Below are 22,374 nucleotides of genomic sequence, written 5' to 3'. Positions count from 1 at the left end.
ACCGTATGGGCGTGCCCGGCCGCCCCCTTTCGAGGGGCATACGGGTTCGATGTGCCTCCGACGATATGGGTGCCGTAGGCTCGATGACCGGAAGCCCGCCGAATCCGGGCCTTGATCCATCACCTTGGGGTTGCTCGCCAGATGACTGCCATCGCACTGGGAATGCCGGACGTACCGACCAAGCTGGCCGACCGCCGCGTCAGCCGCAAGATCCAGGTCGGTTCGGTCGCCGTGGGCGGAGACGCACCGGTCTCGGTGCAGTCGATGACGACGACCCGGACCTCCGACATCGGCGCCACGCTCCAGCAGATCGCCGAACTGACCGCCTCCGGCTGCCAGATCGTCCGGGTCGCCTGCCCCACCCAGGACGACGCCGACGCGCTGTCCGTGATCGCCAAGAAGTCGCAGATCCCGGTCATCGCCGACATCCACTTCCAGCCGAAGTACGTCTTCGCCGCCATCGACGCCGGCTGCGCCGCGGTCCGAGTCAACCCGGGCAACATCAAGCAGTTCGACGACAAGGTCAAGGAGATCGCCAAGGCGGCCTCCGACGCCGGCACCCCGATCCGGATCGGCGTCAACGCCGGCTCCCTCGACCGGCGCCTGCTCCAGAAGTACGGCAAGGCCACCCCCGAGGCGCTCGTCGAGTCCGCCCTGTGGGAGGCGTCCCTCTTCGAGGAGCACGGCTTCCGCGACATCAAGATCTCGGTCAAGCACAACGACCCGGTCGTGATGGTCAACGCCTACCGCCAGCTCGCCGCCCAGAGCGACTACCCGCTCCACCTCGGCGTCACCGAGGCGGGCCCGGCCTTCCAGGGCACCATCAAGTCCGCGGTCGCCTTCGGCGCGCTGCTCAGCGAGGGCATCGGCGACACCATCCGGGTCTCGCTCTCCGCCCCGCCGGTGGAGGAGGTCAAGGTCGGCATCCAGATCCTGGAGTCGCTCAACCTCCGCCCCCGCCGCCTGGAGATCGTCTCCTGCCCGTCCTGCGGCCGCGCCCAGGTCGACGTCTACAAGCTCGCCGACGAGGTCACCGCGGGTCTGGAGGGCATGGAGGTGCCGCTCCGCGTCGCCGTCATGGGCTGCGTCGTCAACGGCCCCGGTGAGGCCCGCGAGGCCGACCTCGGCGTCGCCTCCGGCAACGGCAAGGGCCAGATCTTCGTCAAGGGCGAGGTCATCAAGACCGTCCCCGAGTCGAAGATCGTCGAGACCCTCATCGAAGAGGCCATGAAGATCGCCGCGCAGATGGAGGCCGACGGCATCGCCTCCGGGGAGCCGGTCGTCACCGCCGCGGGCTGACCCTTAGGGCACGGGGGAACAGATCCCGTAGGGGACGCCGACGCCCCCTGCGGGGCCACAACGTGGCGCGGCCGGAGCGGTATTCCCGCTCCGGCCGGCGCACTGACCCACGGGCCCGCGCACCGAACCGCGGCCCAGCGGATCGAAGCACCGATCGCCGGCCCCGTACACCGACCGCCGGCTCACACACCCGCGCACCGCTCGGTACGGGTCGCGCACTGATCGCACTGATCCGCGCGAGCCGTGCACCAACGCGCACGAGCCGGTCGTCGCCCCCGTCGAGCCGGTCGCCGATTCCCCCGAGTCCCGTGCCGACCGGTACGAGCCCCGAGCTGGCCGCCGATCCCACGAGCTCCGCGCTGCCCCGGTTGCCAGCCCCGTGCCGACCGGTACGAGCCGCACGCCCACCGGTACGAGCCGCGTGCCGATCTGCATGAGCCACGCGCAGATCCCCCCGCCCCGCGCCCCCGCCCCACCCGCCGCTCACTCCACGCCGCGGGGTCTTCGCAGGTCCGTCCCGGGGAGCCCGAGTGCGTCCGGCCCGGTGGAGGTACAGTGCCAGGACCCGCTCCGCCTGGCCTCCCAGGCCCCCACGGTGAGGCTTATCCGACACGTGCTGACGACCACCACCATCAAGGTCCTCGAACCGGGAGAGCTCGACGAGGCCCTCACGGTCCTGGACCGTGAACCGGTCGCCAACGCCTTCGTCGCCGCCCGGGTCCAGGTCGCCGGCCTCGACCCCTGGCGGCTCGGCGGGGAGATGTGGGGCTGGTATGTCGGCGGCCGACTGGAGTCCCTCTGCTACGCCGGCGCCAACCTCGTCCCGGTCTGCGCCACCCCCGAGGCCGTCCGCGGCTTCGCCGAACGCGCCCGCCGCCAGGGCCGCCGTTGCTCCTCCATCGTCGGCCCCGTCGGCCCCACCGCCGAACTCTGGTCGCTGTTGGAACCCCACTGGGGCCCGGCCCGCGAGATCCGCGCCCACCAGCCGCTGATGGTCACCCGCGCCCCGTCCGCCGAGGTAGCCCCCGACCCCCGCGTCCGACGGATCCGCAAGGACGAGCTCGACCTGATCATGCCGGCCTGCGTGGCGATGTTCACCGAGGAGGTCGGCATCTCGCCGCTCGCCGGCGACGGCGGACTGCTTTACCAGGCCCGGGTCGCCGAACTCGTCGGCGCCGGCCGCTCGTTCGCCCGTATCGAGGACGACAAGGTCGTCTTCAAGGCCGAGATCGGCGCCGCCACCCCGCACGCCTGCCAGATCCAGGGCGTCTGGGTCGATCCCGCGCACCGCGGCCGGGGCCTGTCCGAGACCGGTATGGCCGCCGTGCTCCGCTACGCCCTCAGCGACGTCGCCCCCGTGGTCAGCCTCTACGTCAACGACTACAACGCCGCCGCCCGCGCCGCCTATCGACGGGTCGGCTTCGAGGAGGTCGGCGCATTCATGAGCGTACTGTTCTGAGCCCTCGCCTTGTACGCTCCGAGCATGGATGACGTCGCGGTCGGCCCCCTCGATCTCGCTGCCCGCGTGGATGACGCGCTCGCCGTGCAAGCCCTCGCCTTCGGCCTCACCGACGACGAGATCGCCGTCCGCCGCCACATCGTGCTGCGCCACCTCGGCTGCCGCGGCGCCCGCGCCCTCGGCGCCACCACCCCCGCCGGCCGCCTCGTCGGCTTCGTCTACGGCATGCCCAACGACCGCACCCACTGGTGGTCCACCGTCGTCGAGCCCTATCTGCGCTGCCAGGGCCTGGACCACTGGCTCGACGACTCCTTCGTCATCACCGAGCTGCACGTCCACCCCGCCTACCAGAGCCACGGCATCGGCCGCTCCCTGATCACCCGCATCACCGACGGCGCCGCCGAACCCCGCAGCATCCTCTCCGCGATCGACGCCGAAAGCCCCGCCCGCGGTCTCTACCGCTCCCTCGGCTACCAGGACATCGCCCGCCGCGTCCTCTTCCCCAGCGCCCCCACCCCCTACGCGGTCATGGGCGCACCTCTCCCCCTGAAACGCCCGTAACCCGCGCACCACCCCACGAACGCGAGCCCCCACCAACCCAATTCCCACCCCAACGGGAGGGGCCGGGCCGGAGGGGGTGGTGTGTCGGACGTAAAGCGAAGCAGTCCGGGACACCGGCCCAGGAAGCCCGTCACCGCACCCCGACGGCCCGCGCAGCGGCTCCGTGCCGCAGGCGCACACGGCAACCCCCACGGCGGGAGAGCCAACAACGTGGGAAGCCACCCATTTCCGTGGGGCACACCCCGCCAGCTAACCTCCAGGGAGTCACCTTTCTTACGCAGGAGAAACTCCCATGGCCAACGCCGCACAGGTCCAGCGCATGTCCCGCTTGATGATCAAGACACTGCGCGACGACCCGGCCGACGCCGAGGTGCTCAGCCACAAGCTCCTGGTGCGCGCCGGCTATGTGCGCCGCACCGCCGCCGGTGTCTGGTCCTGGCTGCCGCTCGGCAAGAAGGTCCTCGCCAACGTCGAGCGGATCGTGCGCGAGGAGATGGACGCCATCGGCGGCCAGGAGGTCCTGCTGCCCGCCCTGCTGCCCAAGGAGCCCTACGAGGCCACCGGCCGCTGGGAGGAGTACGGCGCCGAGCTGTTCCGCCTGAAGGACCGCAGGGGCGGTGACTACCTCCTCGGCCCCACCCACGAGGAGATCTTCACGCAGCTGGTGAAGGACCAGTGCACGTCCTACAAGGACCTGCCGGTGATCCTCTACCAGATCCAGACCAAGTACCGCGACGAGGCCCGCCCGCGCGCCGGCATCCTGCGCGGCCGCGAGTTCCAGATGAAGGACTCCTACTCCTTCGACGCCGCCGACGAGGGCCTGGACGAGGCGTACGCCCTGCACCGCGCCGCCTACCAGCGGATCTTCGAGCGCCTCGGTCTGGACTACCGCATCTGCGCCGCCATCGCCGGCGCCATGGGCGGCTCCAAGTCCGAGGAGTTCCTGGCCCCCGCCGCGGCCGGTGAGGACACCTTCGCCGACTGCCCGAAGTGCGACTACGCCGCCAACACCGAGGCGATCAACTACGTCCTGAAGTCGGTGGACGCGGCCGACGCGCCCGCGCTGGAGGAGGTCCCGACCCCGGACACCCCCACCATCGAGACGCTCGCCGCGCACCTCGGCGTGCCGGCCTCCGCCACCCTGAAGAACCTCCTGGTGAAGGTCGACGGCGAGATCGTGGCGGTGGGCGTCCCCGGCGACCGCGAGGTCGACATGGACAAGGTCGAGGCGCACTTCGCGCCTGCCGCCGTCGAGTTGGTGACCGCCGAGGACTTCGTCGGCCGCGCGGACCTGGTCCGCGGCTACGTCGGCCCGCAGGGGCTGGAGAAGGTGAAGTACCTCGCCGACCCGCGGGTGGCCCCCGGCACCTCCTGGATCACCGGCGCCAACAAGGAGGGCGTGCACGCCAAGAACGTCGTCGCCGGCCGTGACTTCGAGGTCGACGAGTACGTCGACGTCGTCGTGGTGCAGGAGGGCGACCCCTGCCCGAAGTGCGGCACCGGCCTCAAGCTGGACCGTGCCATCGAGATCGGCCACATCTTCCAGCTCGGCCGCAAGTACGCCGACGCCTTCCAGCTCGACGTGCTCGGCCAGAACGGCAAGCCGGTCCGGGTGACCATGGGCTCGTACGGCATCGGCGTCTCCCGCGCCGTCGCCGCGCTCGCCGAGCAGCACGCCGACGAGCAGGGCCTGTGCTGGCCGCGCGAGGTGGCCCCCGCCGACGTCCACGTCGTCGCCGCCGGCAAGGCCAAGCAGACCGAACTCGCCCTGGAGATCGGCGAGCAGCTCGGCGCCGCCGGGCTGCGGGTGCTGGTCGACGACCGGCCCGGCGTCTCGCCCGGCGTGAAGTTCACCGACGCCGAGCTGATCGGCGTGCCGACCATCGTCGTCGCCGGCCGCCGCGCCGGCGAGGGCATCGTCGAGGTCAAGGACCGTCGCACCGGCGAGCGCGAGGAGCTGACGGTCGCCGAGGCCGTCGCCCGCCTCAGCGCCTGACCGCACGCGGCGAACGGGCCGGCCGGGCATCCGCCCCGCCGGCCCGTTCCCGTCCCGGTTACAGGTACGCCGCGAACTCCAGCAGCGACTCGCCGCGGCGGCGGTCGCCCGTCACCGACTCCCGTACGCCCGCGCGCACCGCCCGGTACAGCGTCCAGCCGCGCAGCCGCTCCCGGTCCACCTCCAGCGAGTCGGCCAGCTTCGCCACCCGCCGCCGTGCCACCGCGGCCGCCCCCGAACCGGCCAGCAGGTCCTCGAAGCGGTCCAGCACCAGCCGCGCCAGGTCGTACGCCCGCTCGCCGACCAGCGGCGCCGGGCCCACCGTCAGCCACGGCGCCCGCTCCCCGGCCAGCACCTTCCCCTGCCGGAACGCGCCGTGGAGGACGTACTCCTCCGCGCCCCCGGCCGGCAGCGACCGGCCCAACTCCAGCGCCTCGTCCACCAACGGGCCGGCGTCGGTCGCCGCCGCGGCCGCCGGCAGTCGCTCGGCGTCCTGCGCGGCCCGCTCCGCCACCGTCGCGAACGGATGCCCCGGCGGCGGCGCCACCCACAGCCGGCGCACCGTGCCGGCCGCCTCCAGCAGCGCCTTGGCCTCCGGCAGCGACCGCAGTGACACCGACCCCTGCAACCGCTCCAGCAGCAGCGCACCGCTCGCCTCGTCGGCCCGCAGCAGTCGCACCGCGCCCCAGCCGTCCCACACCCGCAACGCCGCCGCCTCCTGCGCGGCGGCCCGGCCCGGCACCGGGAACTTCAACGCCGCCGGGGTCCCGTCCTCCTGCCGCACCAACGCCACCAGGCTGCTGCGGCCGCCCGGTGCGTGCACCCGCTCCAAGGTCAGCCGCCATGCCTCCAGCCGCTCCTGAACCAGCGCCGGGAGCGCCGCCAGCCAGGCCGCTACGGGACCCTCCTGATCGCCGCCGAGCGCACTGCGCAGCCTCTGCGGGGGTTCGATGGGTGCCGTTGCCATGCCTGAGCTGTCCTTTGCGTGGGGAGGTGGCCGCGGGGCGGCCGGTCGTTCGTCGGGCGTCGCGGTCGCGGCGCGTCGGTGCGCCTACAGCGCGTCGGCGGGGGCGCTCGCGGCGCCCGACGGGGCGGGGGCCGCGGCCCGTTCCACGAGCCCAGGGAAGGCTACGCCGCTGCCCCGCCACCGCACCGCGCGCACTGCCGCCTCGCGGAGCGCGGCCGCGGCGTCCTTGCGGTGCGCGCCGTCGGCGGCCCGCACCAGGTCCGCGTAGACGGCCGCCACCCGGTCCTCCAACTCCGCCGCCAGCCGCGCTGCGGAGGCCGCGTCCGGCACCGGGAACGGCAACTCGTAGGCGGCGGCCGCCGCCTGGGGGGCTCCGCCGAGGTCCCGTACGGTGCGGCTCAGGGCGTCGCGGCGGGCGCGGTGCGCGTCGTACGCGCTCTGCGCCTCGGGACGGCGGTCGGTTCCGATCCGGCCGCCGACCACGCCGTAGCCGTACACGGCGGCGTGTTCGGCCGCCAACGCGGCCTGGGTCGCGCCCAGTTCCTCGCGTGGCGCGTCGTTGCTCGTGGTCGTCGCCATCGTGGTTCTCCCTCAGTGGTGGGTGGCTGGCGTCGCTTCGCCTACGGGCGGTGGGTGGGGGCGGAGGGGCGGTTCCTGGGCACGTCCTCGGTGCGGCCGCCTCTGGCCGGTCAGTTGAGGAATACCCGGGTGTCTGCCCCCGATCCTGCGGGTGCGCCCGGGACATCCCCTCCGACCCGGCGCCGTTCGCGGCCGACCGTCAGCTCGGCGCCGGACGGTTACGCGAACGGGTTCCCCGCTGTGCGGTGCCGGGTGCGGCTGTTGTCGTCGGGTCAACGCGAACCGGGTTGGCCTTCCTGTGTCAGGAGGTAGGCGTGGGCCGCGCCGGCGGCGGCCACCGAGGCCAGGAGGCGGGCCAGTTCGGGGGGCGCGGAGAGCAGGGCCGTGGTGCGGGTGTCGGCGAGGGTGCGTTCCGCGTCGGCCAGGGAGGTGCGGGCCGCGCGTTCGTCGGTGGGCACGCGGGGGGTGCCGCCCGGCGCGGGGGAGGGGGTCTTGGGCGTGAACGCCTCGGTGTGGCGGGCGACTTCGGCACGCAGGGGGCGCAGGCGGGGGGCCAGGGCGGGGTACGCCGAGAGTGTCGCGTCGTAGCGGGCGAGGAGCGTTGCGCTGTCGTGTGCGGCCCGTTTGCGGAGGCGTTCGGCGGCCGCGGAGCGTTCGGCGGCGCGGGGGTCGGGACCGGCGTCGGCGGCGCACCCGGAGAGTAGCGCCGCACCTCCCAGGGCGGCGCCGGCCAGCAGGGTCGTTCTGCGTGTGAGCGCCACTTTCGGCACGTTGCACTTCCCGGGGTCTTCCGTAGTGATCACCGCAGGCGAGGGTATCCGTGACCGCCCACCGAATCGTCAGTACCCCGCCGGAACCGATAGGCTTTGACCCGACACGCGACCTACCCACAACAGCACACGCGGCCGAGGAGTCACCCGGATGAGCACCACCCAGAGCGAGAGGCTGCGCGGACTGCTTGAACCGCTCGTCGCCGCGCGAGACCTGGATCTGGAAGAGATCGAGGTGACACCGGCCGGCAAGAGCCGGGTGCTGAGGATCGTGGTCGATTCCGATGAGGGCGTCCAGTTGGACGAGTGCGCCGAGCTGAGCCGCGAGGCGTCGCAGGTCCTGGACGACACCGATGCCATGGGCGGCGCCCCGTACACCCTTGAGGTGTCCTCGCCGGGCGCCGACCGGCCGCTGACCGAGCCGCGGCACTACCGCCGCGCCGTCGGCCGACTGATCAAGGTCCGCCTCCACGAGGGCGGTGACCTGGTGGCGCGGATCATCGCCATGGACGACACCGGCCTGGATCTTGAGGTGCCGGGCGTCAAGGGGCGGAAGCCGACCGAGCGCCGGGTCGCGTTCGAGGAGATCGCCAAGGCGCGGATCGAGCTGGAGTTCAACCCCAAGTCCGCGCGTCCTGCGAAGCGTGAAGCCTCGCAGGACGAGAAGAACACGCAGCAGGACGAGAAGATCGACGAGAACAAGGAGGAGGCGTAGCCGTGGACATCGACATGAGTGCCCTGCGGGGTCTGGTGCGGGAGAAGGAGATCTCGTTCGACCTGCTGGTCGAGGCGATCGAGTCGGCCCTCCTCATCGCGTACCACCGCACCGAGGGCAGCCGCCGCCGGGCGCGGGTGGAGCTGAACCGCAACACCGGGCACGTGACGGTGTGGGCGAAGGAGGACCCGGAGGACCTGGAGGAGGGTGCCGAGCCGCGCGAGTTCGACGACACCCCGTCCGGCTTCGGGCGGATCGCGGCGACCACCGCCAAGCAGGTCATCCTGCAGCGGCTGCGGGACGCCGAGGAGGAGGTCACGTTCGGCGAGTACGCCGGGCGTGAGGGCGATGTCGTCACCGGCGTCGTCCAGCAGGGCAAGGACCCCAAGAACGTCCTGGTCGACATCGGTCGGCTGGAGGCCATCCTGCCGGTGCAGGAGCAGGTCCCGGGCGAGGAGTACACGCACGGCACGCGGCTGCGGTCGTACGTGGTCCGCGTCGTCAAGGGCGTCCGCGGCCCCTCGGTCACCCTGTCGCGCACGCACCCCAACCTGGTGAAGAAGCTGTTCGCCATGGAGGTGCCGGAGATCGCGGACGGGTCCGTGGAGATCGCCGCCATCGCGCGGGAGGCCGGGCACCGGACGAAGATCGCGGTGCGGTCGACGCGTTCGGGGCTGAACGCCAAGGGCGCCTGCATCGGCCCGATGGGCGGCCGGGTGCGGGCCGTGATGGCCGAGCTCAACGGCGAGAAGATCGACATCGTGGACTGGTCCGACGACCCGGCCGAGCTGGTGGCGAACGCGCTGTCGCCGGCCCGGGTCAGCAAGGTCGAGGTGGTGGACCTGAACGCGCGCTCGGCGCGGGTGACGGTCCCCGACTACCAGCTGTCGCTGGCCATCGGCAAGGAAGGACAGAACGCCCGGCTCGCGGCCCGGCTCACCGGCTGGCGGATCGACATCCGTCCGGACACCGAGCACACGGCGGCGCAGCAGGACTGAGCCCACCGGGCAGCGCTCGGGGCGGAGGCGGACGAAAAAGAGTGGTGCCGCACCGCCCCGCGGGGAATTCTTGAGCAGGGATCGGGCTTTACCCCATCGGGGTGGAGTCGCCGTGGGGAGGTAGACTTAAGCAGTGTCTGGCCGGACGCATGCCCGCGCATGCCCTGAGCGCACTTGTCTGGGGTGCCGGGAGCGAGCGGCCAAGGGCGATTTGCTGCGCATCGTGGTGATCGAGGGCGAGTGCGTCCCCGATCCTCGCGGTACGCTGCCCGGCCGGGGTGCTTATGTGCACCGGACACTGGTCTGCCTCGACCTGGCGGTTCGCCGCCGGGCGTTCCCCCGGGCCTACCGGGGCCGTGGCCCGTTCGAGACGGCGGAGTTGCGCCGGTTCATCGAAGGGGGCGCGCGTTGAGCAGCCGCGATGGCAATAAGGCACAGCAGGAAATGCACAGCGCACGGAAAACCGTGCGGTCAGGTACCTCGCGAGTCGGAAGTAGGTCGAGATTGCGATGAGCACTCGATGAGTACGCGATGAGTACGCCCATGAAGTAGCGACGGTCCGGTGGACACCCCGGACCTAGAAGGAGCGAAGTGGCTAAGGTCCGGGTTTACGAACTCGCCAAGGAGTTCGGCGTTGAGAGCAAGGTCGTCATGGCCAAGCTCCAAGAACTTGGTGAATTCGTCCGTTCGGCGTCCTCGACGATCGAGGCGCCGGTTGTTCGCAAGCTGACCGACGCTTTCCAGGCGGGCAGCGGCGGCGGCCGTTCCGCCGGCAAGCCCGCGGCGCCGCGCAAGTCGGCCCCCGCGAAGCCGTCGGCGCCCTCTCCGGCGCAGGCGGCCCGTCCGGCTGCCCCGAAGCCGGGCGCCCCCAAGCCGGGCCCTGCGGCCCCGGCCGCCCCGGAGGCACCTGCCGCCCCCGCGGCACCGGCTGCCCCCGCGGCCCCCAAGCAGCCCGCCGCCGGCCCCACCCCGGGCCCGCGGCCGGCCCCGGCCCGCCCCGCGGCGCCCAAGCCCGGCCCGGCCGCGCCCGCGCAGCCGGAGTTCCAGGCCCCGCCGTCGCCGGCGCCCGCCGCGCAGTCGGGCCCCCGCCCGGGTGCCACCCCGGGTCCGCGTCCCGGCGGCCGTCAGGGCGGCCCCGGCCAGGGTCAGCAGCGTGGCGAGCGCGCCCCGCGTCCCGGTGGTCAGGGGCAGCGTCCCGGCGGACCCCGTCCGTCCGGTCCGCGTCCGGGCAACAACCCCTTCACGTCCGGTGGTTCGACGGGCATGGCCCGTCCGCAGGCCCCGCGGCCCGGTGGCGCCCCGCGTCCCGGCCAGCCCGGCCCGCGTCCGCAGGGCGGCGGCCAGGGTGGTCCCCGTCCGCAGGGCCAGGGTGGCCCGCGTCCGACCCCCGGCTCCATGCCGCGCCCGCAGGGTGGCGCGGCCGGTGGCGCCGGCCCGCGTCCCGGCGGCGGTAACCGTCCGAACCCGGGCATGATGCCGCAGCGTCCGGCTGCCGGCCCGCGTCCGGGCCCCGGCGGCGGCGGTCGTCCCGGTGGCGCCGGTCGTCCCGGTGGCGGTGGCGGTCGTCCCGGTGGTGGCGGCGGCTTCGCCGGCCGTCCCGGTGGTGGCGGCGGCGGTCGTCCGGGCGGTGGCGGCGGTTTCGCCGGTCGTCCCGGTGGCGGCGGCCCCGGTGGTGGTGGCGGCGGCTTCGGCGGCCGTCCGGGCTTCGGCGGTCGTCCGGGTGGTCCCGGTGGCCGTGGTGGCACGCAGGGTGCGTTCGGTCGTCCCGGTGGTCCGGCGCGTCGCGGTCGTAAGTCGAAGCGGCAGCGTCGCCAGGAGTACGAGGCCATGCAGGCCCCGTCGGTGGGCGGCATCATGCTGCCGCGCGGCAACGGCCAGACCGTTCGCCTCTCGCGCGGTGCCTCGCTGACCGACTTCGCGGAGAAGATCAACGCCAACCCGGCGTCGCTGGTCCAGGTCATGCTGAACCTGGGCGAGATGGTCACCGCGACCCAGTCCGTCTCCGACGAGACGCTCCAGCTCCTCGCCGACGAGATGAACTACATCGTCGAGATCGTCAGCCCGGAGGAGGAGGACCGCGAGCTCCTGGAGTCCTTCGACATCGAGTTCGGTGAGAACGAGGGCGGCGAGGAGATGCTGGCGGCCCGTCCGCCGGTGGTGACCGTCATGGGTCACGTCGACCACGGTAAGACCCGCCTGCTGGACGCGATCCGCAAGACCAACGTGGTCGCGGGCGAGGCCGGTGGCATCACCCAGCACATCGGTGCCTACCAGGTCGCGACCGAGGTCAACGACGAAGAGCGTCGCATCACCTTCATCGACACCCCGGGTCACGAGGCGTTCACCGCCATGCGTGCCCGTGGTGCCAAGTCGACCGACATCGCGATCCTCGTGGTGGCGGCCAACGACGGCGTGATGCCGCAGACGATCGAGGCGCTGAACCACGCCAAGGCGGCCGACGTGCCGATCGTGGTCGCGGTCAACAAGATCGACGTCGAGGGTGCCGACCCGACCAAGGTGCGCGGTCAGCTCACCGAGTACGGCCTGGTGGCCGAGGAGTACGGCGGCGACACCATGTTCGTCGATATCTCCGCGCGCCAGGGCACCAACATCGAGCAGCTCCTCGAGGCCGTCGTCCTCACCGCGGACGCCGCCCTCGACCTGCGGGCCAACCCCGACCAGGACGCCCAGGGCATCGCGATCGAGGCCCACCTCGACCGCGGCCGCGGTGCCGTGGCCACCGTCCTCGTCCAGCGCGGTACCCTCCGCGTCGGCGAGACGATGGTCGTCGGCGACGCCTACGGCCGGGTCCGCGCGATGCTCGACGACAAGGGCAACCACGTCGAGGAAGCGGGTCCGTCGACCCCCGTCCTGGTCCTGGGTCTGACCAACGTCCCGGGCGCCGGCGACAACTTCCTGGTCGTCGACGAGGACCGCACGGCCCGTCAGATCGCCGAGAAGCGCGCGGCGCGCGAGCGCAACGCGGCCTTCGCCAAGCGCACGCGTCGGGTGTCCCTGGAGGACCTGGACAAGGTGCTCAAGGCCGGCGAGGTCCAGCAGCTCAACCTCATCATCAAGGGCGACGCGTCCGGTTCGGTCGAGGCCCTGGAGTCGTCGCTGCTCCAGCTCGACGTCGGCGAAGAGGTCGACATCCGGGTGCTGCACCGCGGCGTCGGTGCGGTCACGGAGTCCGACATCAACCTGGCGTCCGGCTCCGACGCGATCGTCATCGGCTTCAACGTCCGGGCCGAGGGCCGCGCGACGCAGATGGCCGAGCGCGAGGGCGTCGACGTCCGGTACTACTCGGTCATCTACCAGGCGATCGAGGAGATCGAGGCGGCCCTCAAGGGCATGCTCAAGCCGGAGTACGAGGAGGTCGAGCTCGGTACGGCGGAGATCCGCGAGGTCTTCAAGTCGTCCAAGCTGGGCAACATCGCGGGTGTTCTCATCCGCTCCGGCGAGGTCCGGCGGAACACCAAGGCCCGCCTGGTCCGCGACGGCAAGGTCATCGCGGAGAACCTCAACATCGACGGCCTGCGTCGCTTCAAGGACGACGTCACCGAGATCCGCGAAGGGTTCGAGGGCGGTATCAACCTCGGCAACTTCAACGACATCAAGGTCGACGACGTCATCGCGACCTACGAGATGCGGGAGAAGCCGCGCGCCTGACGCGCGGGTGACTTTCCGTCCGTCGCCCGGCCACCGTTCCCGGTGGTCGTGCGGCGGGCGGACCGGGGCCGGTCGGCGGGAATCTCCGTCGATCGGCCCCGGCCGTTCCGTGTACGGTTTCGCATGACACGTACGGCTCCGGCGTGCGCCGGAGCCGTGCCCTCCAAGGCCCCGCGGGTGGCTTTACCCGTCTTGCATGTACGTGGGGACACTGTCCTTCGACCTGCTTCTCGGCGACGTACGGTCGCTGAAGGAGAAGCGCTCCGTCGTCCGCCCGATCGTCGCCGAGCTGCACCGCAAATTCGCGGTGAGCGTCGCCGAGGTGGGGGACCAGGACCTGTACCGCAGGGCCACCATCGGCCTGGCGGTGGTGTCCGGGGACGCCGGACACCTGACCGACGTCATGGACCGCTGCGAGCGCCTGGTCGCCGCACGGCCCGAAGTGGAGCTGCTGTCCGTACGCCGGCGGCTGCACGGCGACGATGACTGAACCCGCGCGATCGGGCAGGTCATCGTCGGTGGAAGCACAATTGTGGAAGAAGAAGGAGACGGACCAGTGGCCGACAATGCGCGGGCGAAGAAGCTGGCGGACCTCATCCGGGAGGTGGTCGCCCAGAAGCTGCAGCGCGGTATCAAGGACCCGCGGCTCGGCACGCACGTGACCATCACCGACACCCGGGTCACCGGCGACCTGCGGGAGGCGACGGTCTTCTACACGGTCTACGGCGACGACGAGGACCGGGCCAGCGCCGCCGCCGGGTTGGAGAGCGCCAAGGGCGTGCTCCGTTCCGCGGTGGGTGCCGCGGCCGGCACCAAGTTCACGCCGACGCTGACCTTCGTCGCGGACGCGCTGCCGGAGAACGCCAAGACGATCGAGGACCTGCTCGACCGGGCGCGGGCCTCGGACGCCAAGGTGCGCGAGGCGTCCTCGGGCGCCGCGTACGCCGGTGAGGCGGACCCGTACCGCAAGCCGGGCGAGGACGAGGACGACGAGGGCGCAGCGGCAGAATGAAGCGGCAGAGCAACAAGCCGGGCGGTCTTGTCATCGTCGACAAGCCGTCCGGCTTCACTTCGCACGACGTCGTGGCGAAGATGCGCGGGATGGCCCGCACTCGCCGGGTCGGGCACGCCGGCACGTTGGACCCGATGGCGACCGGGGTGCTGGTCCTCGGCCTGGAGCGGGCGACCAAGCTGCTGGGGCACCTCGCGCTGACGGAGAAGGAGTACGTCGGCACGGTCCGGCTGGGCCAGACCACGGTCACCGACGACGCCGAGGGCGAGCTCACCGGCTCCAAGGCGGCGCACGGCCTGGCCCGCGAGGACATCGACGCGGAGGTCGCCAAGCTCAGCGGCGCGATCATGCAGGTGCCGTCCAAGGTCAGCGCCATCAAGATCGACGGCAAGCGCTCCTACAAGCGCGTGCTGGACGGCGAGGACGTGGAGATCCCGGCCCGGCCGGTCACCGTCTCCTCGTTCCTGGTGCACTCGGTGCACGAGACCGAGGCCGAGGACGGCACGCCGGTGACCGATCTGCTGGTCTCCGTCGTCTGCTCCTCGGGCACCTACATCCGGGCCCTCGCCCGCGACCTGGGCGCCGGGCTCGGCGTCGGCGGCCATCTGACGGCGCTGCGCCGGACCCGGGTCGGCCCGTACAAGCTGGACCGGGCGCGGACGCTGGAGGAGCTCCAGGCGGCCGTGGACGACCCGGAGGGCGGCGGGGTGCCGATCATGCCGCTGGGGGAGGCCGCGGCCGCGGCGTTCACCCGCTGGGACGTCGCCGAGGCGCAGAGCCGGCAACTGCTCAACGGGGCGCGGATTCCGATGCCCTCCTTCGAGGGCGACGGTCCCGTGGCGGCCTTCGGGCCGGACGGGACGTTCCTGGCGCTGGTGGAGAACCAGGGCGGGCGGGCCAAGAGCCTGGCGGTCTTCGCCTAGGGACGCCCGGCTGAGGTGGTGGAACGCGGGCCGCGTGGACGGGATGTGAACCCTCGGCCCGCGCTCCACCATCCCCCTCCTCGACTCTCTGTCCAACACACACCGGTGATTCACCCCACCGAGCAGGCGCTCGGAGTGAATCACCGGCGTGGACGGGGGCGCGTTTGCCGATCACCCTGTCGCGGCGATCACTGTCTGTCTACCGTCGTCGCCGTTGAGCACGGACAGTGACCGGTGGGGAGGATCTCGATGGTGGTGCTGGACGTTGACGGCCCGGCGTGCGGGGTGGCGGGCGAGACCGGTGGGGACGACCAACTCGGCGCGGAGTGGCGGGAGTTGGTGTGGGCGGCGACGGCTCCCGGGGCGGGCTCCGGGGGCGGGGCCGCCGGTCGGTTGAGCGGCGTGCTGCTGGGGGTGCCGGACGCCACCCCGTATCTGGGCGTGCTGCGGCTGCTCGCCGACCGGATCACCGAGCGGTCGACCGCGGCGGGGGGCTTCGCGGCCACCGGGCTGGCGGCCTTCGGGCCGGTGTTCTGGCGGTGCCTGGCGCTGGCGGCGGGGGACCGGATGGCGCTGCTGCGCCGGCTGCTGCCGGCGGACGGGCCGCGCGCGGCCCGGTCGGCCGGGGCGTCGCGGTCCTTCGCCCGGCCGCCGCGGGTCCGGGTGCACGCCGCCGACGCCGGGGCCGTCGACGAGTGGGTGGACGTGCGGGAGTGGCCCCTCGGGCCGGGCGGGGCCTCGTGTCCGGCGGGCGCAGAAGCGTTCCGCCCCGGGGGTCCGGAGCTTCCCCCCGCCCGCTTCCTGGACCTCGCGGCCGAACTGCTCAAGGCCGACCCCGAGCGGATCCAACCGCTGCTGTGCGGTTGGTTCGACGACATCCGGCCGCTGCGGGCGGCCCCCGGGGCGCCGCGCGTGATCACCGTCGCGGACGCCGCGCAGGCGCTGCTGCACACCCACCGCACCCGGGCCCTGGACGCCCTCGTCGAGACGCTGGCCGGCACCGCGCACCCCCGTGCCGCGGAGCTGCTGGACGCGCTCGCCGAGGACGAGCCGGCGGCGGTGCGGCGGGTCGAGGCGCGGCGGGGCGGCGGCCCTTCGTGGTGGGGCCGACCGCCGCTGCCCGAGCCGGTGGGGAGCGCCGCGCGCGGCGGAGGGGGTCCGGACCGCGCCGCGGGGTGGCCGATGCAACAGCGGCCAGGCCACCCTTCGCGCGAAGCCGCGCGCACGGCATGGCAGTCTTAGACCTGCGCCATGCCGAAGTGGCGCAGTGGACGGACAACAGTTCGGGCGAGGAGCGGGCAGAGTGCAGCGCTGGCGTGGCTTGGAGGACATCCCCGAGGGTTGGGGACGCAGCGTCGTCACCATCGGCTCGTACGACGGAGTGCACCGCGGCCACCAACTGATCATCGGGCGGGCGGTGGCCCGCGCCCGAGAGCTGGGCATTCCGGCCGTGGTCGTCACCTTCGACCCGCACCCGAGTGAGGTGGTCCGCCCCGGCACCCATCCGCCGCTGCTGGCGCCGCACCACCGGCGGGCCGAGCTGATGGCCGGGCTGGGCGTGGACGCGGTACTGGTGCTGCCGTTCACCAAGGAGTTCTCCCAACTGGCGCCCGCCGACTTCGTGGTGAAGGTGCTGGTCGACAAGTTGCACGCGCAACTCGTCGTGGAGGGCCCGAACTTCCGCTTCGGGCACAAGGCGAAGGGCACCGTCGAGATCCTCGCCGAGTTGGGCCGGACCTACGACTACACGGTGGAGGTCATCGACCTCGTCGAGCGCGGCAGCGCGGGCGGCGGCGTGCCGTTCTCGTCCACGCTGGTGCGCCGGCTGGTCGCCGAGGGCGACGTGGCGGGCGCGCGGGAGGTCCTGGGGCGTCCGCACCGGGTCGAGGGCGTGGTCGTCCGCGGGGCGCAGCGCGGCCGCGAACTGGGCTTCCCCACGGCCAACGTGGAGACCCTGCCGCACACCGCGATCCCGGCCGACGGCGTCTACGCGGGGCTGCTGCACGTCGAGGGCGAGGCGATGCCGGCGGCCGTCTCGGTCGGCACCAACCCGCAGTTCGACGGCAAGGTGCGCACGGTCGAGGCGTACGCCATCGACCGGGTCGGGCTCGATCTGTACGGGCTGCACGTCGCGGTGGACTTCCTCGCCTACATCCGCGGCCAGGAGAAGTTCGACACGCTGGACGCACTGCTGGAGCGGATGGCGGTGGACGTGAAGCAGGCCCGCGGGCTGATCGCGGAGTCGGGGCTGGCGTAGCGCCTCCCGCCCGCTGCGGGCGACCGACGCGAACGAAGGGGCGGGGCCCGGCATCAACTGCCGGGCCCCGCCCCTTCGTTCGCACCCGCCTACTGTGGGGGCGGCTGCTGCGTCCAGCCGCCCTGCTCCGGCAACGGCGCGTCCGGGGCGGGCTGTTGCTGCTGCCAGCCGGCGGGCGGCTGGGCCTGCGGCGGCTGTTGCCAACCGCCCTGCTGCGGCGGGTAGCCGACCGGCGGCTGACCCTGCTGCGGGGGCTGCTGCTGGGCCTGCTGGGCGTACTGCTGCTGGGCGTACGGGTCCTGCTGCTGCGCGTACGGGTCGCCGGCCATCGGCTGCTGCTGGCCCATCTGCGCCTGCGCGTACATCCCCTGGGCCTGCTGCTGGCGCGCGAAGTCCTCGGCGACCAGGGCGGAGAGGTTGAAGTACGCCTCGCGGGTCTTGGGCCGCATCATGTCGAGGTCGACCTCGGCGCCGGCGGCGAGGTGCTCGTCGAAGGGCACCACGACGACGCCGCGGCAGCGGGTCTCGAAGTGCGACACGATGTCCTCGATCTTGATCATCTTGCCGGTCTCGCGGACCCCGGAGATGACCGTGATGCCGCGCTGCACCAAGTCGGCGTAGCCGTGCGCGGAGAGCCAGTCCAGGGTGGTGCTGGCGCTGCTCGCACCGTCCACGGACGGGGTGGAGATGATGATCAACTGGTCGGCGAGGTCCAGGACTCCGCGCATCGCGCTGTAGAGGAGGCCGGTGCCCGAGTCGGTGAGGATGACCGGGTACTGCTTGCCGAGGATGTCGATCGCGCGGCGGTAGTCCTCGTCGTTGAAGGTCGTCGAGACGGCCGGGTCGACGTCGTTGGCGAGGATCTCCAGGCCCGAGGGGGCCTGCGAGGTGAACCGGCGGATGTCCATGTAGCTGTGCAGGTGCGGGATGGCCTGCACGAGGTCACGGATGGTGGCGCCGGTCTCGCGGCGGACCCGGCGGCCGAGGGTGCCGGCGTCCGGGTTGGCGTCGATCGCCAGGATCTTGTCCTGGCGTTCGGAGGCGAGGGTGGCGCCGAGCGCGGTGGTGGTCGTGGTCTTGCCGACGCCGCCCTTGAGGCTGATGACCGCGATCCGGTAGCAGGAGAGCACCGGCGTGCGGATCAGCTCCAGCTTGCGCTGCCGCTCCTCCATCTCCTTCTTCGCGCCCAGCTTGAACTTGGACGGCTGGGCGTTGGCGCCCGGCTTGCGCTTCTTGGGCTGGTTGCGCAGCAGGCGGTCGGAGGTCAGCTCGACGGCGGCGCTGTAGCCGAGCGGGGCGCCGGGGGTGGCTCGCTGCGGCTGCTGCTGGCCCGGCTGGGAGTACTGGGCGTAGTTGGCCGCGGCGTTAGGGTCGCCGAACTGCTGGCCCGGAAGCTGCTGTTGCTGCCCCGGCTGGGCCTGCTGGGCCTGCTGGGCCTGTTGGGGGTAGCCCTGCTGCTGGGGGTGCTGCCCCGGCTGGGGCTGCTGTTGGGGGTAGCCCTGCTGCGGGTAGCCGTAAGCGGGCTGCGGCGCCTGGGGGTTGGGCTGCTGCGGGGCCTGCTGGGGCTGCTGTTGGGCCTGTTGGGGATAGCCGTAGGCGGGCTGCGGGTAGCCGTATCCGCTCTGTTGCTGGGGCTGTTGGGGCTGCTGCGGGTAGCCGTGCTGCTGGGGGTGCTGCGGATGCTGCTGGGGGTAGCCCTGCTGCGGCTGGGCCTGCGGGTGGGTCTGCTGCTGCGGGGCGGCCGGCGGCTGCTGACCGGCCTGCTGCTGCGCCATCCTCGGGTCGGCGGGCTGGAACTCCGGCGGCAGCGGCGGCAGTCCACCCTGCGCGGGGGCGCCCTGGGCGGGCACGCCCGGCTGCTGGCCCTCGGCGCCGGCCCAGGGCGCGCCCTGCGGCGGCATGCCCTGCGGCGCCCCCTGCTGCGGAGGCATCCCCTGGGGGGCGACGCCCTGTTGCGGCACACCCTGGGCGGGGGTGCCCTGCGGGGGCGTGCCCTGCTGCGGCTGCTGGGGCTGCGGTGCCTGGGGGTTGGGCTGCTGCGGGGCCTGCGGCGCCTGCGGGGCGGGCTGTTGGGCCTGCGGCGGCTGGCCCTGGACGGGCTGTGCGGGCGGTGTGGGTGCCGCGGCGGACGGGGCGGAGGTCTCCGGCCCCGGAGCCGGCGCGGGCTGTCCAGCGGGGCCTGTGGAGCCGTCCGCGGGGATGGCGGGCGCGGCCTCCGGCTGCGGCGCCGCGGCGGACTGCGGCTCGGGCGCCGGCTCCGCGTCATCGTCGTCGCCCCAGAGGTCGGCGGAGGGGTCCGGGCCGTTGCCGGAACGGATGTTGCCGCTCTCGTCGGAGTCCGTGGTCGGGACGGTCCCGGAGGCACTGGGGGGCGTCGACCCGTCAGCCGGGGCGCCGGCGTTGGTCCCGTCCTGCGGGCGCAGCGTCGGGAAACCGGGGGCCGCGGCCGGGCCGGGTGCGCCCTGCTGCGGGACGCCGGGGCCGCCCTGCGCGGGGCCGGACAACGGTTGGCCGGTCGGCGGCGGGCCCGCGGTCGGGGCGCCGGCGGCCGGCGCCCCGGAGGGGGCCGCACCGCCCGCGCCGCCGCTGGTGTCGTTGCTGCCGTACCAGGCCGGAGCCGCGAAATCGATCTTGAACTCGCCGGTCAGGTCGAACTCGGACTGGTCGTCGTCAGGATCGTTCCCGTCCGGGCGGAAAGCCTCCTGGTCCTTCACTGTGCCTCCTGGTCTACTGCAACGCACCTGAACGGCAGGACCGGATACAGGCGGATCGATCGGATATCACGGAAGTCGGAGCACGCCACCCGGGGTTGCGCCACCACTGCTCAACTCTCCATCCCCGTATCGACTGCCGTCGTGCACTGCCGAGGTGATGTGCTCGTGCGGCTCACCCCACAGCCTAATCAACAGTCGGCCCATAACGGCAGTCGATGCCATGTCGTCTTCAAGCCCGGTCGGCACGAGCGACGGGCGCACCCCGCTGGATGCGCCCGTCGCTCCTGCCCGGCGGCCGGCCCCGCGGCCGGCGCACGGGGCGCCCGCGGACAATCGGCCGGCGTGCGGGGTCAGTCCATGCGGCGCGGGCCGCCCAGCAGGTTGGTCTCCGCCTCCGTCGGCTGGGTCATGACGAACTGGTGGCCACCGTCCCGCCGGCACCACAGCATGGCGTTGTCGCTGAGCGTCGGCAGCACCGCGCCGACGTTCTCCGGAAGCCGCATGATCCGCGTCACAACTTCCGCCTCCTCGGGCGACAGCCGCTGGAGGCCGACCAGGTCCACCCGGCTGAGCATCTGCGGCGAGCGCGGCCCGAGGAACGGCAGCACCGTCAGCACGGTCTGCCAGGGGCTCGGCGCGAGTTGGTTGCGCGGGGGGCGCGCGCCCATGTCGCGGACGACCAGCACGGGGCTGGAAACCGACGGCCCCTGTGGGGCGATCTGGCGCACGTCGAAGACCGAGACGCACTGCTGGCCGCCGCCGGCGGCCTGCGCCATCTGCCCCCAGGCCGGCGGGCGGGCGGTCTCCACCGCGACCCGGGCGCCGGTGGCGACCGTGCGCAGCGCCAGCACCTGTGCCATCCACATGCTGCCGACCAGGACGACCTCCATCGGCGCCGGGCGCAGCAGGCTCAGCACGGCGGGCTGGTTCTGCGGGTCGATGCCGATGATGACGCCGTCGTCGCCGACCGGCAGGGTCAGCGCGGCCAGCGACTCGGCCGTCAGCACGTGCGGGTTGCGCCGCGGGCCGCGCAGCCCGTAACCGGGCCGCGGGGTCGGCCTGTTGGGGCCGGACTGCTCCTCGTCCGGGCGCGGCTGGTGCGAGAGCCGGCCGCCGGAGACGCCCTGGTTCGTCGGGTTGCGCCAGCCGTCGCTGGTGACGTTGACGCGGGGCTGGTACGTGGGAGTGCCCATCAGCGGGTACCTCCGAGGGGAAGCGTGGCCAGCAGGCCGGGCAGTTGCTCGCGGTCGAGCCGGACCAGTCCGACCTTGACCGAGCCGGAGCGGCGCTCCAACTCGTCCTGCGCGGCGAAGAGTTCGTTGTCGCTGCGGGTCGACAGCCGGACGTAGCCGGAGATCGCCGGCATCCGGCCGCCGCCGTGCGTGGCGGTCAGCGCGAAGGTGCTCGCCATCGCGCGGGTGCTGGTCAGCAACTGGGTGATGGCGACCAACGGGGCGCCGCCGCGGCCCAGTTGGGGCCACCGGCCGATCCAGTAGGTGGAGTGCCAGCGGTCGTCGCAGCGCAGCGCGCGGGTGGTCTCCTGGGTGCGGCGGGCGGCCCGGCCGTCCCGGCCCATCGCGCCGTTCGCGGCCCGCGGGCTGACGCACACCGCGGTGCCGACCGCGGCCACCACCTCGCGCTCGTCGAGCACCTTGGCGCGCACGCCGCGCGCGGTGAGCCGGCTGACGAGCTGGTCGGCGGCGCGGAGCAGGGAGCGCTGGGCGCCGCCCATGCCGCCGCCGCGGGCCTCGATCGCCTCCGCGCACAGCTCCGGGTCCAACTTCAGGGCGATCCAGGTGAGTTGGACGGCGGGGGTCTGGGACTGGGCCTGGAGCGGCGCGTAGGAGCGCGCGGCGACGGCCTGTTCGGGCAGGTGCGGCGCCGGGGCGGGCTGGGTGTACTGGACGAACTGCACCGACTCCAGGTGGATGTCCTCGACGTCCAGCGCGGTGTGCAGCAGCTCCAACGGCACCATGTGGCTGCCGCGTTGCGGGCGCAGCGGTTCGTCGCGGGCGTCGACCTGGACGAGCGCGGTCAGGAACGTTCCGTCGCCGACGAAGCCCACCGCGCGCTGCTCGTTGTCGGTGTATTCGTAGGTGCGCAGCGCCGGATCGCACTCCACCACCGGGGCGAAGGCGGGGTCCACGCCCTGGGTGGCGGTGAGGTTCTGGCCCGTCTGCTTGCCGCGGCGGTTCATCGCGCGCACGGTGATGATCCACTCGGGGAGCGGGATCCGGCGGCGCCGGCCGAGCGCGAAGATGACCAGGATGACCGCCACCACCGCGGCCACGCTCAGGACGACCGGATTGTGCGCCGCGAGGCCCACCAGCACCAGTGCGGCGGCGAGTTCGATGATGGCCAACTGTTGGACGCGGACGCCGCCGATGGTTCCGGCCTGCTGGCGCAGTCGGGGCGACACCGGTCCGGACGCGCCCCGACCGTCGCCCTCCCCGCT

At 73.1% G+C, this 22,374-nt stretch carries 19 protein-coding genes; 13 read left to right on the top strand and 6 right to left on the bottom strand.

What is annotated here, in order from left to right:
• The first annotated feature begins 141 nt into the window (after positions 1 to 141).
• The 4 genes from ispG (at position 142) to ACIQU6_RS10595 (ending at position 5,315) form a co-directional block, all read left to right on the top strand.
• Positions 142 to 1,299 (top strand): flavodoxin-dependent (E)-4-hydroxy-3-methylbut-2-enyl-diphosphate synthase, encoded by a 1,158-nt coding sequence (gene ispG / locus ACIQU6_RS10610; protein WP_403481261.1) that lies wholly within the window; start codon positions 142 to 144, stop codon positions 1,297 to 1,299.
• Between the two features lie 613 nt (positions 1,300 to 1,912).
• Positions 1,913 to 2,758: a GNAT family N-acetyltransferase gene (locus ACIQU6_RS10605; RefSeq protein WP_403481260.1), complete on the top strand. Its 846-nt coding sequence runs from the start codon at positions 1,913 to 1,915 to the stop codon at positions 2,756 to 2,758.
• Positions 2,759 to 2,782: 24 nt separating this feature from the next.
• The gene (locus tag ACIQU6_RS10600; protein ID WP_403481259.1) at positions 2,783 to 3,319 is read left to right on the top strand and encodes a GNAT family N-acetyltransferase; all 537 of its coding nucleotides are present in this window, start codon (positions 2,783 to 2,785) and stop codon (positions 3,317 to 3,319) included.
• A gap of 292 nt (positions 3,320 to 3,611) precedes the next feature.
• The gene (locus tag ACIQU6_RS10595) at positions 3,612 to 5,315 is read left to right on the top strand and encodes a proline--tRNA ligase (protein ID WP_403481258.1); all 1,704 of its coding nucleotides are present in this window, start codon (positions 3,612 to 3,614) and stop codon (positions 5,313 to 5,315) included.
• Positions 5,316 to 5,373: 58 nt separating this feature from the next.
• On the opposite strand, the gene ACIQU6_RS10590 is transcribed toward ACIQU6_RS10595, so the two are convergent.
• The 3 genes from ACIQU6_RS10590 to ACIQU6_RS10580 all read right to left on the bottom strand — a co-directional run bounded on the left by ACIQU6_RS10590 (position 5,374) and on the right by ACIQU6_RS10580 (position 7,622).
• On the bottom strand, positions 5,374 to 6,282 hold the full coding sequence (locus ACIQU6_RS10590; protein ID WP_403481257.1) for an aminoglycoside phosphotransferase family protein: 909 nt from the start codon (positions 6,280 to 6,282) through the stop codon (positions 5,374 to 5,376).
• Between the two features lie 84 nt (positions 6,283 to 6,366).
• Positions 6,367 to 6,861 (bottom strand): ferritin-like domain-containing protein, encoded by a 495-nt coding sequence (locus tag ACIQU6_RS10585; RefSeq protein ID WP_403481256.1) that lies wholly within the window; start codon positions 6,859 to 6,861, stop codon positions 6,367 to 6,369.
• A 272-nt stretch (positions 6,862 to 7,133) separates the two neighbouring features.
• Entirely contained in the window at positions 7,134 to 7,622 is a 489-nt protein-coding gene (locus ACIQU6_RS10580) for a hypothetical protein (RefSeq protein ID WP_403481255.1), read from the bottom strand.
• A 160-nt stretch (positions 7,623 to 7,782) separates the two neighbouring features.
• Between ACIQU6_RS10580 and rimP the strand changes: the two genes are divergently transcribed.
• The 9 genes from rimP to ACIQU6_RS10535 all read left to right on the top strand — a co-directional run bounded on the left by rimP (position 7,783) and on the right by ACIQU6_RS10535 (position 17,205).
• Positions 7,783 to 8,346, top strand: coding sequence for a ribosome maturation factor RimP (gene rimP / locus ACIQU6_RS10575; RefSeq protein WP_403481254.1), 564 nt, complete (start codon positions 7,783 to 7,785; stop codon positions 8,344 to 8,346).
• 2 nt (positions 8,347 to 8,348) lie between these two features.
• Positions 8,349 to 9,344: a transcription termination factor NusA gene (nusA, locus tag ACIQU6_RS10570; protein ID WP_403481253.1), complete on the top strand. Its 996-nt coding sequence runs from the start codon at positions 8,349 to 8,351 to the stop codon at positions 9,342 to 9,344.
• Positions 9,345 to 9,477: 133 nt separating this feature from the next.
• The gene (locus ACIQU6_RS10565; RefSeq protein ID WP_383416697.1) at positions 9,478 to 9,756 is read left to right on the top strand and encodes a YlxR family protein; all 279 of its coding nucleotides are present in this window, start codon (positions 9,478 to 9,480) and stop codon (positions 9,754 to 9,756) included.
• 179 nt (positions 9,757 to 9,935) lie between these two features.
• The gene (infB, locus tag ACIQU6_RS10560) at positions 9,936 to 13,013 is read left to right on the top strand and encodes a translation initiation factor IF-2 (RefSeq protein ID WP_403481252.1); all 3,078 of its coding nucleotides are present in this window, start codon (positions 9,936 to 9,938) and stop codon (positions 13,011 to 13,013) included.
• 196 nt (positions 13,014 to 13,209) lie between these two features.
• The gene (locus ACIQU6_RS10555; protein WP_030071556.1) at positions 13,210 to 13,503 is read left to right on the top strand and encodes a DUF503 domain-containing protein; all 294 of its coding nucleotides are present in this window, start codon (positions 13,210 to 13,212) and stop codon (positions 13,501 to 13,503) included.
• Between the two features lie 66 nt (positions 13,504 to 13,569).
• Positions 13,570 to 14,025, top strand: a complete 456-nt coding sequence (gene rbfA / locus ACIQU6_RS10550; RefSeq protein WP_274912932.1) for a 30S ribosome-binding factor RbfA — start codon at positions 13,570 to 13,572, stop codon at positions 14,023 to 14,025.
• Positions 14,022 to 14,948, top strand: coding sequence for a tRNA pseudouridine(55) synthase TruB (gene truB / locus ACIQU6_RS10545; RefSeq protein ID WP_403481251.1), 927 nt, complete (start codon positions 14,022 to 14,024; stop codon positions 14,946 to 14,948). The genes rbfA and truB overlap by 4 nt, the downstream gene beginning before the upstream one ends.
• Before the next feature lie 249 nt (positions 14,949 to 15,197).
• Positions 15,198 to 16,190, top strand: a complete 993-nt coding sequence (locus ACIQU6_RS10540) for a hypothetical protein (RefSeq protein WP_403481250.1) — start codon at positions 15,198 to 15,200, stop codon at positions 16,188 to 16,190.
• Between the two features lie 61 nt (positions 16,191 to 16,251).
• Positions 16,252 to 17,205, top strand: coding sequence for a bifunctional riboflavin kinase/FAD synthetase (locus ACIQU6_RS10535; protein ID WP_403481249.1), 954 nt, complete (start codon positions 16,252 to 16,254; stop codon positions 17,203 to 17,205).
• Positions 17,206 to 17,294: 89 nt separating this feature from the next.
• Here the strand turns inward: ACIQU6_RS10535 and ACIQU6_RS10530 are convergent, their stop codons facing one another.
• The 3 genes from ACIQU6_RS10530 to eccE all read right to left on the bottom strand — a co-directional run bounded on the left by ACIQU6_RS10530 (position 17,295) and on the right by eccE (position 22,338).
• Complete coding sequence (locus ACIQU6_RS10530; protein WP_403481248.1) at positions 17,295 to 19,919, bottom strand: SCO5717 family growth-regulating ATPase; 2,625 nt, start codon at positions 19,917 to 19,919, stop codon at positions 17,295 to 17,297.
• A gap of 350 nt (positions 19,920 to 20,269) precedes the next feature.
• Positions 20,270 to 21,112 (bottom strand): hypothetical protein, encoded by an 843-nt coding sequence (locus tag ACIQU6_RS10525; RefSeq protein ID WP_403481247.1) that lies wholly within the window; start codon positions 21,110 to 21,112, stop codon positions 20,270 to 20,272.
• The gene (eccE, locus tag ACIQU6_RS10520; RefSeq protein ID WP_403481348.1) at positions 21,112 to 22,338 is read right to left on the bottom strand and encodes a type VII secretion protein EccE; all 1,227 of its coding nucleotides are present in this window, start codon (positions 22,336 to 22,338) and stop codon (positions 21,112 to 21,114) included. The genes ACIQU6_RS10525 and eccE overlap by 1 nt, the downstream gene beginning before the upstream one ends.
• Positions 22,339 to 22,374: the final 36 nt, after the last annotated feature.

Origin of the sequence: Streptomyces sp. NPDC090442 (assembly GCF_044769405.1) — a bacterium.
Taxonomy (GTDB): domain Bacteria; phylum Actinomycetota; class Actinomycetes; order Streptomycetales; family Streptomycetaceae; genus Streptomyces.
The sequence above is the reverse complement of the archived record's forward strand: the minus strand, read 5'-3'. Positions and strand labels throughout refer to the sequence as shown.